This is a genomic window from Curtobacterium sp. Arg-1 (genome assembly GCF_025643395.1).
GTDB classification, from domain to species: Bacteria; Actinomycetota; Actinomycetes; order Actinomycetales; family Microbacteriaceae; genus Curtobacterium; species Curtobacterium poinsettiae.
In genome coordinates this window covers 259061-275655 of record NZ_CP095731.1, presented here as the reverse complement: position 1 = coordinate 275655, position 16595 = coordinate 259061, and the positions used below count along the sequence as shown (strand labels likewise).

General features: G+C 72.1%; 14 protein-coding genes. 7 read left to right on the top strand and 7 right to left on the bottom strand.

Going from position 1 to position 16595, the window contains the following annotated elements; genetic code table 11:
• Positions 1 to 7: 7 nt before the first annotated feature.
• The 5 genes from MXD64_RS01365 to MXD64_RS01345 form a co-directional block, all read right to left on the bottom strand.
• A complete protein-coding gene (locus MXD64_RS01365; RefSeq protein WP_017887589.1) occupies positions 8 to 931 on the bottom strand; it encodes an ROK family protein in 924 nt (307 codons plus the stop codon).
• The gene (locus MXD64_RS01360) at positions 928 to 2670 is read right to left on the bottom strand and encodes a dipeptide ABC transporter ATP-binding protein (protein ID WP_017887590.1); all 1743 of its coding nucleotides are present in this window, start codon (positions 2668 to 2670) and stop codon (positions 928 to 930) included. Before MXD64_RS01360 ends, MXD64_RS01365 begins: the two co-directional genes overlap by 4 nt.
• A complete protein-coding gene (locus MXD64_RS01355; protein ID WP_017887591.1) occupies positions 2670 to 3563 on the bottom strand; it encodes an ABC transporter permease in 894 nt (297 codons plus the stop codon). The genes MXD64_RS01360 and MXD64_RS01355 overlap by 1 nt, the downstream gene beginning before the upstream one ends.
• Positions 3560 to 4519, bottom strand: a complete 960-nt coding sequence (locus tag MXD64_RS01350; protein WP_017887592.1) for an ABC transporter permease — start codon at positions 4517 to 4519, stop codon at positions 3560 to 3562. Before MXD64_RS01350 ends, MXD64_RS01355 begins: the two co-directional genes overlap by 4 nt.
• 96 nt (positions 4520 to 4615) lie before the next feature.
• Positions 4616 to 6409: a peptide ABC transporter substrate-binding protein gene (locus MXD64_RS01345; RefSeq protein ID WP_042540988.1), complete on the bottom strand. Its 1794-nt coding sequence runs from the start codon at positions 6407 to 6409 to the stop codon at positions 4616 to 4618.
• Between the two features lie 248 nt (positions 6410 to 6657).
• Here MXD64_RS01345 and MXD64_RS01340 point away from each other — a divergent pair, with 248 nt between their 5' ends.
• Genes MXD64_RS01340 through MXD64_RS01330 form a run of 3 tightly spaced genes read left to right on the top strand, consistent with a single transcriptional unit; the run spans position 6658 to position 10134 of the window.
• Complete coding sequence (locus MXD64_RS01340; RefSeq protein ID WP_017887594.1) at positions 6658 to 7842, top strand: ROK family protein; 1185 nt, start codon at positions 6658 to 6660, stop codon at positions 7840 to 7842.
• Complete coding sequence (locus MXD64_RS01335) at positions 7835 to 9400, top strand: M81 family metallopeptidase (protein ID WP_263137015.1); 1566 nt, start codon at positions 7835 to 7837, stop codon at positions 9398 to 9400. Before MXD64_RS01340 ends, MXD64_RS01335 begins: the two co-directional genes overlap by 8 nt.
• Entirely contained in the window at positions 9397 to 10134 is a 738-nt protein-coding gene (locus MXD64_RS01330) for a copper homeostasis protein CutC (protein ID WP_263137013.1), read from the top strand. Before MXD64_RS01335 ends, MXD64_RS01330 begins: the two co-directional genes overlap by 4 nt.
• 108 nt (positions 10135 to 10242) lie before the next feature.
• On the opposite strand, the gene MXD64_RS01325 is transcribed toward MXD64_RS01330, so the two are convergent.
• A complete protein-coding gene (locus MXD64_RS01325) occupies positions 10243 to 11424 on the bottom strand; it encodes a Fic family protein (RefSeq protein ID WP_263137012.1) in 1182 nt (393 codons plus the stop codon).
• Positions 11425 to 11628: 204 nt separating this feature from the next.
• Positions 11629 to 12273 carry a zinc ABC transporter ATP-binding protein AztA gene (aztA, locus tag MXD64_RS01320; protein ID WP_263137010.1) on the bottom strand — a complete coding sequence of 215 codons (645 nt, stop codon included), beginning with the start codon at positions 12271 to 12273 and terminating at the stop codon, positions 11629 to 11631.
• A 50-nt stretch (positions 12274 to 12323) separates the two neighbouring features.
• Between aztA and aztB the strand changes: the two genes are divergently transcribed.
• From aztB to MXD64_RS01300, 4 genes are read left to right on the top strand one after another with little or no spacing between them, the layout of a single operon-like run.
• Positions 12324 to 13217, top strand: a complete 894-nt coding sequence (gene aztB / locus MXD64_RS01315) for a zinc ABC transporter permease AztB (RefSeq protein ID WP_056073299.1) — start codon at positions 12324 to 12326, stop codon at positions 13215 to 13217.
• The gene (locus tag MXD64_RS01310; RefSeq protein ID WP_263137009.1) at positions 13214 to 14416 is read left to right on the top strand and encodes an ABC transporter; all 1203 of its coding nucleotides are present in this window, start codon (positions 13214 to 13216) and stop codon (positions 14414 to 14416) included. The genes aztB and MXD64_RS01310 overlap by 4 nt, the downstream gene beginning before the upstream one ends.
• Entirely contained in the window at positions 14413 to 15315 is a 903-nt protein-coding gene (locus tag MXD64_RS01305; protein WP_262161670.1) for a metal ABC transporter substrate-binding protein, read from the top strand. Before MXD64_RS01310 ends, MXD64_RS01305 begins: the two co-directional genes overlap by 4 nt.
• A gap of 26 nt (positions 15316 to 15341) precedes the next feature.
• Positions 15342 to 16520, top strand: coding sequence for a hypothetical protein (locus tag MXD64_RS01300; protein ID WP_263137007.1), 1179 nt, complete (start codon positions 15342 to 15344; stop codon positions 16518 to 16520).
• Positions 16521 to 16595: the final 75 nt, after the last annotated feature.

The window sequence follows — 16595 nt, the reverse complement described above, 5'->3', positions numbered from 1 at the left end:
TCCCCCGCTACGCGGTCTCCGGCTCCAGCACCCGGGCCCGCACCTGCGCCGCTGCCCCGAGGGCCACGGCATCGGCCCCGAGCGTCGACTGTGCGAGCCGGATCGTCGCCCCGCTGACGGGCGGTTCCGCGTCGATCGCCGCCGAGATGGCGGGGTGGAGCAGGTCCCACGACCGTGCGATGCCGCCGCCGATCAGGACGGTGGTGACGTCGAGGATCCCCGCGGTCAGCAGCGCGGCACGGGCGAGACCCCATCCCGCGGTGGCGAAGACGGCGGCCGCGTCGGCGTCGCCGCCGCGCGCTGCGACGGCGACGTCCCGTGCCGAGAGCGTGCGCCCGGAGCGCTCGGCGTAGCGGTCGGCGATGCCGCGGGCGCCCGCGATGGTCTCCAGGTGCCCGGTCTGCCCGCAGGTGCAGCGGGCGTCGCCGAACCCGGGGACGTGGCCGATCTCGCCGGCGGCGCCGCGCGGGCCGGCGAAGAGCCGTCCGTCGAGCACGAGGGCGCCGCCGACCCCGGTGCCGAGGGTCATGCCGAGCACGTCGGACTCCCCCACCACCGCGCCGGTCGCGATCTCGCCGAGCAGGAACGCGTTCACGTCGTTGTCCAGGGTCGCGGGCACGCCGAGCGCGTCGGTGACGGCCCGCGTCACGCCGTACCCGGCCCAGCCGGTGAACGAGTTGCCGGTGACCAGCACGGTCCCCGTGGCCCGGTCGACGACACCGGCCGCGCCCACCCCGACACCCGCAAGGGAGGCCCGGTGCGTCTCGAGCAGACCCGTCACCGCCCCGAGGGCGGCCGTCACGATCGCCGCCCCGCCCGCGTGGGCGGGCGTCGGCAGGTCGACCCGGTCGATGACCTCGAGGTCGTGCGTGGTCAGGACGACCTTGGTGTTCGTCCCGCCGATGTCGACCCCGGCCAGGACCCGGCTCACGCGGTCACCGCCGCGAGCGAGGCGAGGCGCGCGGCCCGGCGCTGTCGTTGCAGCACGGGGTCGGGCACCGGCACCGCGGCGAGCAGGCGTCGGGTGTAGTCGGTGGTGGGGTGCAGGAGCGTGGTGCCGGTGGTGCCCTGCTCCTCGACGACGCCCTGGCGCATCACCACGACACGCTCGGCGAAGTGCTGCACGACGGCCAGGTCGTGCGAGACGAACAGGCACGCGAACCCGAGGTCGTCCTGCAGCTCGCCGAGCACCTCGAGCACGGTCTCCTGCACGCTGACGTCGAGCGCCGAGGTCGGTTCGTCGGCGACGAGCAGCCGCGGCTCGAGCACCAGCGCCCGGGCGAGCGAGACCCGCTGGCGCTGCCCACCGGAGAGCTCACGCGGGGCCCGGGATGCCAGGGTCCGCGGCAGCCGGACGGCGTCGAGCACCTCGTCGATGCGGCGACGCCGGTCGGCCGAGGACATCCCGCGACGGTGCACGGCCAGGGGCTCCGCGATGCACTCGGCCACGGACATCCGGGCGTCGAGGGACGCCACCGGGTCCTGCAGCACCACGCCGATGCCGGACCGGAGGGCACGGCGGTCGCGCCCCTTGGCCGTCCGCAGGTCCTGCCCGAACAGCGACACCGTGCCGGACGTCGGCTTGATCAGACCGAGCGCCACCCGGGCCGCGGTCGACTTGCCCGAACCGGACTCGCCGACCAGACCGACGGTCTCACCGGCGTGCACCGTGATGTCGATGCCGGCGAGCGCGTGGACGGCGCGCGCCCCGCGCCCGAACGTCACCGAGACGTCCCGCAGGTCGACCACCGGGGCCGCACCGGGCCTCCCGTCCGCCGCACCCGACGCACCTAGCTCGGAAGACGCCGGCGTCTCCGCGTCACGCCCCCGGATCTGGAGGCGTCTCGCCGACTCGGCGGCGTCGGATGCCGACGCCGGTGTCTCGAGCCGCGGCACCGCGGCGAGGAGCCGCTTGGTGTACTCGTGCTCCGGGCGGAGCAGGACGTCCTCGACCCCGCCGGTCTCGACGATCTCGCCCTGGAGCATGACCGCGACCCGGTCGGCGAAGTCCGCCACGACGCCCATGTTGTGCGTGACCAGCAGCACGCCGGTGCCGGTCTCGACGGCGAGCGCGCGCAGGAGCTCGAGGATCTCGGCCTGGACGGTCACGTCGAGCGCGGTGGTCGGCTCGTCCGCGATGAGCAGCTTCGGTGCGTTCGCGATCGCCATCGCGATGACCACGCGCTGGCGCTGCCCACCGGACAGCTGGAACGGGAACGACCGGGTGCGCGACTCGGGGTCGGGGATGCCGACGCGGCGGAGCAGGTCGACGGCCTCGGCCGCGGCGGCGGACGCGGAGACGTCACGGTGGTTCCGGATCACCTCGGCGATCTGGGCGCCGACGCGGGTGAGCGGGTCGAGGGCGGTCGCGGGCTCCTGGAAGACCATCGAGACGGTCGAGCCGCGCAGTGCCCGGAGTTCGGGTTCGGCTGCCCCGACGACCTCGTGCCCGGCGACGACGGCGCTGCCCGATGCCGTCGCGTTGCCGGAGAGCAGGCCCATCGCCGCGAGGGCGACCGTCGACTTGCCGGAGCCGGACTCGCCGACCAGGGCGAGGGTCTCGCCGGGGGCGACCGACAGGGACACCCCCCGCACGGCATCGACGGTGCCGGACTCGGTGCTGAAGGAGACGCCGAGGTCGGTCGTCCGCAGGATCGGTTCGTTGGTCATCAGCGGCCCCGCACGTCGAAGGCGTCCCGCAGTCCGTCGCCCACCGCGTTGAACGCGCAGACGACCAGGATCACGGCCAGACCCGGCGGCACGATGAGCCACCAGTGTCCGGAGTACGCGGCGGTGAGTCCCGCCGAGAGCATGCCGCCCCAGTCCGTCGCGGGCGGCTGCACGCCGAGCCCGAGGTACGAGACGTAGGCGACCAGCAGGATCGCGTCGGCGACCTGGAACGTCGCCGCGACGACGATCGTCGACACCGAGTTCGGCAGCAGGTGCTTGCCGATCGCGCGGGCGTGCGAGCCGCCGATCGCGCGCAGGGTCAGGACGTAGTCGCGGTTCTTGAGCGTCAGGGTCTCGGCACGGATCAGGCGGGACGGCACGAGCCACGACACCAGACCGAGGATGACGATGAGGCCGCCGACGCCGGGGTTCGTGATCGCCGAGATGACGAGCAGGATGAACAGCGCCGGGATCGCGATGCCGGCGTCGACGACGCGCATCATCAGGGCGTCGACCCAGCCGCCGACGTACCCGGCGACGGAGCCCCACAGGGTGCCGACGACGGTGGCCAGGACCCCGGCGGCGATGCCGACCATCAGGGAGACCTTGCCGCCGTACATCAGGCGGCCGAGGACGTCGTGGCCGACGGCGTCGGTGCCGAGCCAGTGCGCGGCGCTCGGACCCTGGTTGGCCTGCTCGAGCATCGTGTGCGTCTGGTCGGTCGGGTACAGGAACGGCCCGACGAAGCAGAACAGCACGATGACGACGATCAGGGCGAGGCCGATCACGGCGAGGGTGTTGCTCCGGAACCGGCGGGCGGCGAGCCGGAACCCGGTGGCCGCGACGGTGACGGGGGCGCCCGGGGCTTCGGGGGCCATCTGGACGGCGGTCATGCGCGGCTCGCCTTCACTCGGGGGTCGATGAGGGACTGTGCGACGTCGGCGAGCAGGGTGCCGATGACGGTCGCGATGGAGATGACGAGCACGCAGCCGAGCAGCGTCGGGTAGTCGGAGGACTGCGCGGCGTTCCAGAACAGCAGCCCCATGCCGGGGTAGTTGAACAGCTGCTCGGTCACCAGGGCGCCGCCGAACAGCACCGGCAGGTAGTACCCGAGCATCGCCACGACCGGGGTGAGCGAGTTGCGGAAGACGTGCCGCCGCAGGATCGTCGCGGTCGAGGCGCCGCCGGCACGGGCGGTGCGGACGTAGTCCTCCTGCAGGTTCTCGAGCGTCGAGGCGCGCATGTACCGACTGAACACCGCGATCATCGCCAGCGCTCCGGTCACCACGGGCAGCACGAGTCCGGCCGGGTCTTGGAACACCTCGGCCAGGGTGTTGCCGCTCGGTGCCTGGGACGGCAGCCACGGCAGCTGCTGGCTGAACACGATGATCAGGACGAGGCCGAGGAAGAACGCCGGCGTCGAGTAGAAGACGAACGCCAGGGCGGTGGCGGCGTAGTCGACCGCACCGTTGCGGCGGGCCGCCTGGAGCATGCCGACCGGGATCGCGACGACGAGTCCGAGCACCGCGGAGATGCCGGTGAGCACGAGGGTCTTCGGCAGGCGCTCGGCGATGAGCTGCGAGACCGGCTCGTTGAGCGTGTACGAGGTGCCGAGGTCGCCGGTGAGCAGACGACCGAGGAACCGCAGGTACTGGACGGGCAGCGGCTGGTCGAGCCCCTGCGCTTGGTTGAACTGGGCGATCTGCGTGGGCGTCGCGGAGACGCCGAGCACGCCGCGGGCGGGGCCGCCGGGCAGCGCGTGCAACAGGCAGAACACCACGACGGTGACGATGAGGATCACCGCGAGCGCCTGCAGGACGCGCCTGGTGAGGTAGAGAGCTGTGGTCATGCGGGTTCCGATGGTCGGTTCTTGCCTGAGCCGGGGCGGAGGCGCGGTGCGGGTCGTGCCCGCACCGCGCCTCCAGGCCGTGGTCGCGTCAGCGACCTACTTGGTCCACTTCCACTGGGCCGGGTGGAAGTTGGCGAGCGAGTCCTGGTCGAACCCGGACAGGCCCTTCTTGACGACCGAGATCTGGTAGTCGGGGCTCGGCAGCCAGATCACCGGCAGGTCCTTCGCGACCGCTGCGCTGTAGTCCTGCACGGCGGTGGCGTCGGTCGAGGTGGTGGTCGCGTCGATCAGGCCGTCGACCTGCTTGTTCGAGTAGCTGCCGAAGTTCGCCGAACCGCCGGTCTGGAAGAGCGACTCACCGGTCGGGTAGGCCGGGAAGTACCAGCTGCCCGCGGTGCCGAAGAACGACAGGTCCCAGTCGCAGCTGGCCTCGTCCGAGGTGCAGGTGGGGGTCTGCGACAGCACGCTCGACACCGGCGCGGTCTTGATGGTGAAGTCGATGCCGGTCTTCGCGAGCGAGGACTGGATCGCGCTCATCATGTTGTCGGTCACGGTCGAACCGGACTGCGACAGCACCTGCATCGAGAACTTCGTGCCCTGCTCGACACCCTCGCCGCACTGGCTGGCCGAGGTGCCCGGGTCGGTGCAGACCATCGTGCCGCCCTGCTCCTCCCAGCCGTGGCTGGTGAGCAGGTCCTTGGCCTTCGAGGTGCTGAACGGGTAAGGGTTCGACTTCTGCACGTCGGAGACGTAGTCGGACTCCTGCGCCTGCGGGACGGGACCGTAGGTCGAGGTCGCGGTGCCGTTGAAGACGACCTTCGACAGCGACTTCTGGTCGATCGACATCTGGACGGCCTGCCGGGCGTACAGCTGCTTGAAGACGGCGCCCATCGTCGGGTTGTTGAAGTTGTACGGCATGTACGTGATGGCCCAGCCGGTCCAGGGCTCCACGGAGTAGCCCTTCGCCGTGAAGGACGACTTCTGGTCCATGTCGGTGGCGTTGATGTAGCCGTAGTCGACCTCGCCCGAGCGGACCGCGTTCACCTCGGCGTCGGCCGTGGTGAAGGGGAGCAGGTTGACCGTGGTGATGGCGGGCTTCTGACCGCCGTCGTACTTCTTGTTGGCGACGAGGGTGACGTTGCCGGCCGTGGTGAAGGTCTTGACGCCGTAGGGGCCCGAGATCGTCTTCCACAGGGGGTCGCTGGCGTAGTCGCTGATCTTGCCGGCGGCGGTGTTCAGGTACTTCCAGACCTGCTTCGCGCCGGCGGGGGTCTCGTCGGCGTCGGTGACCTTCGCGCTCGCGCTGGTCTTGTCCCAGGCGTGCTGCGGCAGCGGGATGATGTTGCTCAGCTGGTTGGCGAGCATCCAGTCCGAGTTGTACGCCTTGTCGAACGTGATGGTGAAGTGCGTGTCGTCGACGGCCTTGAACGAGGTCCAGTTGTCCGGCGCCTTGCCCTTGGAGTACCCGCCCCACTGCGCCTTGTTGGCCTTGATCAGGTTGAACCAGAACTCGACGTCGCGGCTCGTGATCGCCTCGCCGTCGGACCAGTGCCGGTCGCCGAGCGTCATCGTGACGCTCTTGCCGTCGTCGGCGAACTTCGCGTCGGTGGCGACGGAGCCGGCCTTGTTCCACGCGATCTTGCCGGTGGAGCCGTCGTACGCGACGAGCGGTTCGTACAGCGACTGGGCGATGGAGCCGTTGTTCGTGTTGAGGTGCGCGGCGGTGCCGATCGGCAGGATCCAGTTCGGCGTGAAGTTGGCGGGGAGCGCGTAGTCGATCTCGTCGGTCGATCCCGGCGAGGCGTTGCCGCCTCCGGAACAGCCGGCGAGCAGCGCGCTCACGGCGATCGCAGCTCCGGTGAGGAGCGCCCAGCGACGGGGCTTGGACATGCGGTGTCTCCTTGTGCGAGGGACTTCGGGGAGTGGAGCACGAGGTGCCGAGCGGCACGAGGACAGTCAAGGACCAAAGCCATTGGAAAAACAAACATCTCGATGTAAAAACTGCGTTACTGCGGAACGGTGGAAAGGGTGGACCGCTCGATCCGCCCCGTAGGCTCGCCGAAGAACCGGGCATCCACCCGTGTCCTGTTCCCGTTCCGCCGGCAGCCGCCGGTGTTCCGTCCGGATTGGAGAAAGTCGTGGCCGATCTCAGCGCCCGCGTCCTCGAGCTCGTCGCCTCGGGGCAGGCCGCCAGCCGGACCGAGATCGCGAAGGTGCTCGGGGCCGCCCCGTCGACCGTCTCGCACGTCGTCGGCCAGCTCCTGGAACACGGGATCCTCGCCGAGGAGGGCACCGACGTCTCCACCGGCGGCCGCCCCCGCAAGGTGCTCCGCATCGGCGGCGTCGACGAGTACGCGGTCGCCGCGGACGTCGGCGGCGGGCACGCGCGCATCGGCGTGGTGCTGCCGGGAGGCGCGCTCGAGTCGGTCGCGAACGTCCCGTTCGCGCTCTCCGACGGTCCGACCGCCGGGCTCCAGCGGCTGGCCGCGTTGCTCGAGCGGCTCGCCGACGACCGTGGTCGCGAAGGGCTGCGGGGCGTCGGGCTCAGCCTGCCCGGGCCCGTCGACGTCGTCGCCGGCGTCGTCGACCTGCCGAGCCGGATGCCGGGGTGGAACGGGTTCCCCGTGGCCGCCTGGCTGAGCGAGCGGTTCGGGCTGCCGGCGATCGTCGACAACGACGCGAACTGCATGGCGGCGGGCGAGCAGACCGTGCAGGACCCGGCTCGACGCCAGACCATCACGATCAAGGCGGGCTCGGCGATCGGCGCGGGCATCGTCATCGACGGCCGGCTCTACCGCGGGTCGACCGGTGCGGCCGGGGACATCACGCACGTGCGGATCGACGCCGCCGGGGACACCCCGTGCTCGTGCGGCAACACCGGGTGCCTCGAGACGGTGGCGTCCGGCGCCGCCCTGGTCCGCATCCTGTCGAACGCCGGGGTCGACGTCGCCTCGACCGCCGACGTCGTGCGGCTCGCCTCGGACGCGCACCCCGAGGCGACCCGCGCCGTGCGGATGGCGGGCAAGTACCTGGGCGAGGTGCTCGCCGCCAACGTGAACTTCTTCAACCCGGACGCCGTCTACCTCGGCGGCATCCTGTCGACCCTCGACCCCTTCATCGCCGCCGTGCGGAGCCAGCTCTACGAGAGCTGCCACCCGCTGATGACCCAGCACCTGGCGATCGAGCCGGTGTCGCTCGGCGCCGACGCCGGCCTCGTCGGCGCCGGGCAGTTCGCCCTGCAGCGGGGCCTCGCCGCCTCGCTCGAGGAGCTCTCCGCGCCCATCCCCCAGTCCACCACCAGGAACAGGAGCGTCCGTGTCTGAGACCGGTCCCGTCACCCCCGCCGTCCCCGCCTCCCCCGCCAGCGCCGCCGGCGCCGGTCGCCCGGTCATCGCCATCGCCGGCCTGGCCATCGAGACCTCGACGTTCACCCCGACCCGGACCCACGCCCCCGCGTTCCACCCGGACCGCGGCGACGAGGCCGTCACCCGCTACCCGTTCCTGGCGACCATGGCCGACCGTGCGGACTTCCGCGGTGCGCTCATCGGGCACGCCCTGCCCGGCGGGATCGTCGACCGGGCGTCGTACGAGGCGCTGGCCGACGAGATCGTCGAGCGGCTGGGTGCGATGGGGCCGGTCGACGGCCTCTGGTACGACATCCACGGCGCGATGGTGGTCGAGGGGCTCGACGACGCCGAGACGGACCTGCTCGGTCGCATCCGCGCGGTCGTCGGCCCCGACGTCATCGTGTCCGCGTCGATGGACCTGCACGGCAACGTCACGCGCGAGCTCGCCCACCAGGTCGACCTCGTCACCTGCTACCGGATGGCCCCGCACGAGGACACCCTCGAGACGAAGGAGCGCGCCGTCCGGAACCTCGTCGACGTGCTGACCGAACGGCCCGTCGGTGCGCAGCGCCCCGTGAAGGCCTGGATCCCGATCCCCGTCCTGCTGCCCGGCGAGCAGACCTCGACCCGGCTCGAGCCGGCGAAGTCCCTGTACGCGCAGGTCCCGCTCGTCGAGCAGACCGAGGGGGTGCTCGACGCCGCGATCTGGGTCGGGTACGCCTGGGCCGACCAGCCCCGCGACCAGGCCGTGACCGTCGTCACCGGGTGGGACGAGGCAGCCGTCGCGGCCGGCGCCGAGCGGCTCGCGTCGGCGTTCTGGGATGCCCGCGAGGACTTCGTCTTCGTCGCACCCACCGGCACGTTCGAGGAGTGCCTCGACGCCGCGCTCGCCCCTGGCACCGCGAAGCCGTACTTCGTCTCGGACTCGGGCGACAACCCCACGGCGGGCGGCTCCGGGGACATGACGTGGGGGCTGACGCAGGTGCTCGCCCGTCCGGAGTTCCAGGACCCGTCGGGCCCCACCGTCATCTACGCGAGCGTGCCCGGCGCGGCCGCCGTCGCCGCCGCGGTGGAAGCCGGCGTCGGTGCGACGATCACCGTGACCGCCGGTGCGACGGTCGACCACGTGCACGCGGGTCCGATCACGATGACCGGTCGGGTGCACGCGATCAAGCAGGGCGACCGGGACGCCGAGACCGAGGTCGTGCTGCAGGTCGGCAGCGTCTTCGCGATCCTGACGAAGCTGCGGAAGCCGTACCACCACGAGCACGACTTCACCGACCTCGACCTGGCGCCGCGGCAGGCGGACGTCGTCATCGTGAAGATCGGGTACCTCGAGCCGGAGCTGTTCGACATGTCCGCCGACTGGATGCTCGCGCTCACCCCGGGCGGCGTCGACCAGGACCTGCTGCGCCTCGGGCACCACAGGATCGAGCGCCCGATGTTCCCCTACGATCGAGTGTTCCCGACGGCACCGGACCTCCGCGCCCGCATCGTCCCCGCCTCCAACGAACCGCTCGGAGCCCCTGCATGAGCACCACCGCCGCACTCGAGATCGCCGTCACCTCACCGGCCGGCGCGATCACCGCGCGGGACGGCGGCGCCGACCGCGTCGAACTCTGCGTCGGTCTCGAGCTCGGCGGGCTCACCCCGTCCCAGGCCCTGGTCGAGACGACCCACGAGACGGGGATCCCGGCGCACGCGCTGGTCCGCTGCCGCCCGGGCAGGTTCGTGCACTCCCCCGACGAGGTCGAGCTCATGGTGCGCGAGGTCCGCACGGTCCTGCGCTCCGGGGCCGCCGGCGTCGTGGTCGGAGCCCTGCGCCCCGACCGGACCCTGGACGAGGACGCCCTCCGCCGCTTCGTGGACGCCGCCCGCTCGGTCAGCGCCACCGCCGAGATCACCCTGCACCGGGCGATCGACCACGCGATCGACCCCGTTGCCGCCGCCGGATCGCTCGCCGCGCTCGGGTTCACCCGCGTCCTGACCTCGGGCGCCGCCCCCACCGCGGTCGCCGGTGCCGAGACGATCGCGCGCATGGTCGTGGCAGCCGGGCCCGTGCAGGTGATGGCCGGCGCCGGCGTCACCCCCGCCGACGTCCGTGCGCTGCTCGCCACCGGAGCCGCCGCGGTGCACCTGTCGGCCAAGCGCCCAGCCGCCGGCAGCACGCACGCCGGGGTGCCGATGGGCGCCGGCGACGACGGTTCCGCGCACTTCGTCACCGACGCCGAAGTCGTCACCGCCGCACGGCGCGCGCTCGACGCCTGACCCGTTCTGGGCCCGCAAGACACCGGTGTTCGCCGGTTGCACACCCGCAGACCGCGGTTCGAACGACGAACACCGGTGTTCAGCGGCCCCTGACCGCCTGAGCCCGCGTCACCCCCGGCGACCGGACCGCGCGGCGAACGCGTCGAGCGCCGAGAGCACTTCGTCGTTGCGGTACAGGACGCCGTGCCGGTACTCGTTCTTCGACAGCAGGATGCCGGCGTCGACGAGCTTCTGGAGGTGCGGGTACACGTTCCTCGTCACGACACCCATCTCGGCGGCGAGCACCGTCGCGTTCAACACGGGCTGCCGTGCGACCACGTCGAGCGCGTCCCAGACGCCGGAGTCTCGTCGAGCCTCGATCCGGTCCTGCCAGCTCCTCCGGATCCGTCGGATGTCCTCGACGAGCTCCGTCGCGTTCCCGATCGCGGCGAACGCGGCTTCGGCCACCCGCCGGATGATCGGCTCGACGTCGCCACGGCGGTACGCCGTCAGCGCCTCGACGTAGCCCGCAGTGTCGATCAGGAGGCCTGCCGAGACCGGGACCGTCACGTTGCGCGTCAACTCGTTCGACCGCAGCATGGCCTGCAACAGTGCACGCCCGGTGCGACCGTTGCCGTCGGTGAACGGGTGGATGGTCTCGAACTGCGCGTGGGCCACGGCGACCTGCGCCAGCCGGGGCAGGTCCAGTCGCCGCGCGAAGGCCATGACGTCGTCGACCAGTCCCGGAACCCGTTCCCATGCCGGGGCGACGAAGTCGGCTCCGACCGGGCTGCGACCGTCGGTGCCGATCCACACGGGTTCACGCCGGAACGCTCCAGCATCGTGATGGGGGTCGTGTTCGAGCAGGACCTCGTGCATCGCGAGCACGGTGTCGGAAGTCAATTGATCGGACAGTTCGATCGCGGTCCGCATCGCGCGCGTGTTCGAGACGATCGCGGTGGCGTTGCGCTTGCCGGGGGCACCGATCTCAGCGGCGAACACCTGCCGAGCGCTCGCCGTGAGGTGCTCGATCTGCGACGATGCTGCTGCTTCCGAGCGCAGCAGGAGCGAGGCGAACGAAGCCACCTCACCACCGAGTTCACTGTCGAACCGCACGAGCGCGGTCGAGGCTTCGTCAACGAGGGTCGCCACGTCGTCGCTCAGCTCGATCGGGAGTCCCGCGATCGCGGGCGGAACCGCTGCAGCGTACGATTCCCGAACCGTGCCGCGTCGAGCCGCCCGCGGACCGTAGTCGGCGTCGCGGCGCTCCCAGTCGAGTTCCTCGTACTGCAGCGCGGGCCACGTGGTCACGATCACTCCCTGAAACCAGACTCGGTCCGTCAGATTTTCTGACATAAGCCATCATCTCAGAAAATCTGGCGCCCGTATTCTGAGATCGACACCGTCACCTGCTCCGGCGTCCGCAAGACACCGGGGTTCGCGCACTGAGCACGCGCAGACCGCGGTTCAACGGGTGAACACCGGTGTTTTGCGGAATCGCCCCCACGGGCAGGGTCAGGTCAGCGTGACGATGCGGTCGGCTGCGGCGATCGCCGCCGGGTCGTGGGCCGCGTGCACGACCACGACACCGGCTGCGGCCTCGTCGGCGAGCGCCGCCACCACGAGCGCCGCCGACTCAGCATCGACCCCGGCGGTCGGTTCGTCGACCAGCAGCACCCCCGCCCGCTGCGCCAGCCCGAGCGCGACGAGCGTCCGCTGCCGCTGCCCGCCGGAGAGCTCCTCGACCGGCCGGTCGGCAAGGTCCGTGATCGCCATCCGCTCGAGCTGCGCGTCGACGACCGCTCGGTCAGCGCGTCCGAGCGGCCGCCACCACGCGCGGTGCCGCCACCGCCCCATCGTGACGGCCGCGCGGACGGTGAGCGGGAGCGTGGTCGGCGGGACGGACTGGGTCACGTAGGCGACCCCGTCGGACGGGAGGCCCGTCACCCGCCCGGCGGTCGGCCGCACGACGTCCGCGACCACGTCGAGCAGCGTCGACTTGCCGGAGCCGTTCGGCCCGGTGAGCGCGGTGACGACCCCGGCGGGGAAGACCGCGTCCACACCGTCGAGGACGGTCCGGTCGCCGAGGACGGCCATCACCCGGTCCAGGTGGACGGCAGATCGGGGATCGGCGGGGGCGGTCGGCTCGGTCGCAGGCACCTGAGCACGCTATCAGTATCGATACTCGTTTTCATGTAGCGTCTCGGACCGTGACCTGGCTGACCGATCCGTTCTCCGTCGACTTCATGGTGCGCGCCCTGGTCGGCGGCTCCCTGGCGGCGGTCCTGTGCGCCGTCGTCGGCACGTGGGTGCTGGTGCGCGGCATGGCGTTCCTGGGCGAGGCGCTCTCGCACGGCATGCTGCCCGGCGTCGCGATCGCCACCCTGACCGGGGTCCCGCCGGTGCTCGGCGCCGCGGTGAGCGCCGGCGTCATGGTGCTCGGTGTCGGAGCGCTGCGTCGTCGCGCCCGACTGTCGTACGACACCTCGATCGGCCTGCTCTTCGTCGGGATGCTCGCGCTCGGGGTGATCATCGTGTCGTCGTCGCGGTCGTTCGCCACCGACGTCACCGCGATCCTGTTCGGGGACGTCCTCGCCGTCACCCGGGCGGACGTCGGCGGCCTCGCGATCGCCGCGGCCGTCGCCCTGGCCGTCGCCGTGGCGTTCCACCGGCCGTTCACCGCGCTGGCGTTCGACACCCGCAAGGCCACGACGCTCGGCCTGCACCCGCGCCTGGCCGAGGTCGTGCTCATCGGGCTCGTCACCCTGGCGGTCGTCGCCTCGTACCGGGCGGTCGGCACCCTGCTCGTCGTGGGCCTGCTGCTCGCGCCCGCCGCCGCTGCCCGCGCGTGGACCCGGCACGTGGCCTCGACGATGCTCCTCGGCGCCGGCATCGGTGCGGCCGCCGTGCTCGTCGGGCTCCTCGTCTCCTGGCACGCCGGCACCGCCGCCGGCGCGAGCATCGCCGCGGTCGCCGTCGGCGGCGTCGTGGTCTCGCGCGCCCTGGCCGCCGTCGTCCTGCGGCGCACCCCGATCCCGACACCGGCGCGCGCGGCCGCGCCGGCAGCACCACGATCCGCCGCACCGTCTCGAGAGGGAGCATGAAGCACTCGACCACCAACCGCGCCCCCGCGCGCATCCTGTCCACCATCGGCCTCGCCACCGGCATGGCCCTCACCGTCACCGCCTGTTCCACGGGCGCCCCGTCGGCCGACAGCTCGACCGGCACCGTCCGTCCCCACGGCTACGTGGCGGGCGCGAGCGAGTCCCAGGAACCCCAGGTGCGCCTCCTGGCCGTGTCGGCGACCGGCGCGACCGCGCTGCACGACCTGCTCACCGAGGAGACCATCGAGCTCCACGCCGTGGACGCACCGGAGCACTCGGCGACCGACGGACGGTTCCTCGTGACGAGCGACGCCGACCGCACGACGATCGTGGACGGCGGGTCCTGGACCGTCGACCACGGGGACCACACCCACTACTACGCCGCAGAACCCCGCGTCGTCGGCACGATCGACGGCGGCGGGCGGGTCGAGGTGCACTCGTCCGAGACCATGACGACGATCACCTGGCCGGACCGAGCCGAGGCGGTCGTGCTCGACCGCGAGGCACTGGGACAGGGCGAGGTCGACGAGACCGCACGGATCGACGCGCGCGTCCTGCTGCCGATGGGCGAGCATCTCGTGGCGGCCGACGGCGACCGGGTCCGCGTGCTCGACGCCGACGGCGAGGCGACGAACGCCACCGCCACCGCCACCGAGGCCTGCACCGACCCCGCCGGCGGGATCGTCACCCGCGCCGGCGCCGTCGTGGGCTGTGCCGACGGGGCGGTCGTGGTGGACGACGCCGGCGAGACGTCGTTCGTCGACCTGCCCGACGGTGCCGAGCGGCCGACGGCCTTCGCCGCACGCGCCGGCCGACCCACCGTCGCCGGGCTGGCGGGCAGCACCGGGTTCTGGTTGCTCGACGCGCGACAGGGATCCTGGCGCCTCGTGCCGACCGAGCGGCCCCTGCGCGCCGTGGTCGCGGTGGACGACGAGGACGAGCACGTGGTCGGCGTCGACGACTCCGGCCGGGTGGTGGTCGTGACCGCCTCGACGGGGAAGGTCGCCACGACGAGGGCACTGGTCGACGCCAGCCATGACGATGCCGCCCCGCTCCTGCAGCTCGATGCCCAGCGCGCCTACCTGGCCGGCCCCGCGGACGGCACCGTGCACGAGATCGACTTCGCCGACGGGGCCCGGGTCGCCCGCACGATCGAGCTCCCCGTCGCCCCGGTCGCCTTCGCCGAGGCCGGACTGTGACGCGCACCAGGGCCTTGACCGCGGGCCTCGTCGCCGCAGCGCTCGCCCTCGTCGCCACGGGGTGCACCACCACCGGCTCCGACCGGCCCCTCGTCGCGGTGACGACGAACATCCTCGGCGACGTCGTCAGCGAAGTGGTCGGGGACCAGGCCGACGTCATGGTCCTCATGCCGCCGGGCGCCGATCCGCACTCGTTCGAGGTCTCCGCGCAGCAGGCCGCACGGCTCCGGAGCGCCGACCTGGTGGTCGAGAACGGGCTCGGGCTCGAAGAGGGGGTCGCCCGGCACGTCAGGGCGGCGGCCGAGGACGGCGTGCCGGTCTCCACCGCCGGGGACGCGTTCGACCCGCTCGAGTGGACCACCGAGGACGACAGCGGCCCCGACCCGCACTTCTGGACCGACCCGGCCCGGATGGTCGACGTCGTCGAGGCCCTCGACCAGGACCTGCGCGACGCCGGGATCGAACCGGCCGGCACGGACGCCTACCTGGACGAGCTCCGCGACCTGGACGACACGATGACGACCGCGTTCCGCACCGTGCCCGAGGAACGCCGGGCGCTCGTCACGAACCACCACGTGTTCGGGTACCTGGCCGACCACTACGGCTTCCGGGTCGTCGGGGCGGTGATCCCGAGTGGGACCACCCTGGCCTCCCCGAGCGCCGCCGACCTGCGCGACCTGGCCGACGCCATCGACGAGGCGGGGGTCCGGACGATCTTCGCCGACGCCTCGCAACCCGCACGGCTGGCCGAGGTGCTCGCGGACGAGGTCGACCTGCACGTCGAGATCCGCCCGCTCGCGACGGAGTCCCTCACCGAGGACGGCGACGCCTCCACCTACCTCGGCATGATGCGCTCGAACACCGAGGCCATCGTCGACGGCCTGTCGACTGGTAAATGAGAATGAGAATCAATACAGTGAGCGACATGACGAACACGAAGACGCTCCGGGCCGTGTGGCCCGCCGCCCTGCTCGGTGCGGCCGCCCTGGCCCTGACCGGGTGCGCCACGGACACCGACGCCGGGTCCGACACCACGGACACCCCGAAGGCCGACGGGACCCGCATCACCCTGACCTACGACGGCGGCCTGCTCGTCCTCGACCAGGACCTGCAGGTGGTGGCCGACGACGCGATCGACGGCTTCACCCGGGTCAACCCGGCCGGTGACGGACGCCACGTGCTCGTCACCGTGCCCGAGGGCTTCCGGGTCCTCGACACCCAGGCCGAGCCGGCCCTGACCGACGCGGTGTTCCCCGCCGACACCGGCGGCCACGCGGTCGTCCACGGCGACCGCACCGCCCTGTTCGCCGACGGCACCGGGGACGTGACGACGTTCGACCACACCGAGCTCGACGGCGCCGACCTGCCCGAGGTCGAGACGACGAAGTCCGAGGCCGCGCACCACGGCGTCGCGATCGAGCTCGAGGACGGCACGCTCCTGACCACCATCGGCACCGAGGAGAGCCGCTCAGGCGTGCGCGCCCTGGACGCCGACGGCAAGGAGATCGCCCGGTCCGAGCAGTGCCCCGACGTCCACGGTGAGGGTGCCGTCAGGGGTGAGGTCGCGGTGTTCGGCTGCACCGACGGCGCCCTGGTCTACGACGACGGCACGTTCGAGAAGATCGACGCCCCGACCGAGTACGGCCGCACCGGCAACCTGTTCACCACCGAGGACTCGTCCGTCGCCGTCGGCGACTACAACGACGACCCCGACAGCGAGGGCTACCTGCTCGACCAGATCGCCCTGATCGACGCGGCCTCGGGGAAGTACACCGTCGCGGACATGCCCGACGGCGTCGGCTTCACCTTCCGCGACCTGGCCCGCGGCCCCGGCGACGAGGCGGTCGTGCTCGGCGACGACGGTGCCCTGCACACCTTCGACGAGACGACCGGCGAGCCGCTCGAGTCGTACCCGGTGATCGACGCGTGGGACGGCCCGGCCGAGTGGCAGGACGCCCACCCCGCCCTGAAGGTCGCCGGTGACGTCGCCTACGTCACCGAACCCGCCGAGCAGAGGATCCACGCGGTCGACCTGACCACCGGCAAGGTGATCGCCTCGAGCGACGAGCTGCCGGGCGTGCCCAACGAGATCGCGGTCGCGTAGCGACGAGCGAACAAGCGAACAAGCGAACAAGCGAACGAGCGACGGGGTCCGGAACACGACCCCGAGACGCAACAG

Coding starts and splice junctions, on each gene's coding strand:
- MXD64_RS01360 (WP_017887590.1), bottom strand. CDS start 2,670: ATGACCAACGAACCGATCCTGCGGACGACCGACCTCGGCGTCTCCTTC.
- MXD64_RS01355 (WP_017887591.1), bottom strand. CDS start 3,563: ATGACCGCCGTCCAGATGGCCCCCGAAGCCCCGGGCGCCCCCGTCACC.
- MXD64_RS01350 (WP_017887592.1), bottom strand. CDS start 4,519: ATGACCACAGCTCTCTACCTCACCAGGCGCGTCCTGCAGGCGCTCGCG.
- MXD64_RS01345 (WP_042540988.1), bottom strand. CDS start 6,409: ATGTCCAAGCCCCGTCGCTGGGCGCTCCTCACCGGAGCTGCGATCGCC.
- MXD64_RS01330 (WP_263137013.1), top strand. CDS start 9,397: ATGAGCACCACCGCCGCACTCGAGATCGCCGTCACCTCACCGGCCGGC.
- MXD64_RS01310 (WP_263137009.1), top strand. CDS start 13,214: ATGAAGCACTCGACCACCAACCGCGCCCCCGCGCGCATCCTGTCCACC.
- MXD64_RS01300 (WP_263137007.1), top strand. CDS start 15,342: ATGACGAACACGAAGACGCTCCGGGCCGTGTGGCCCGCCGCCCTGCTC.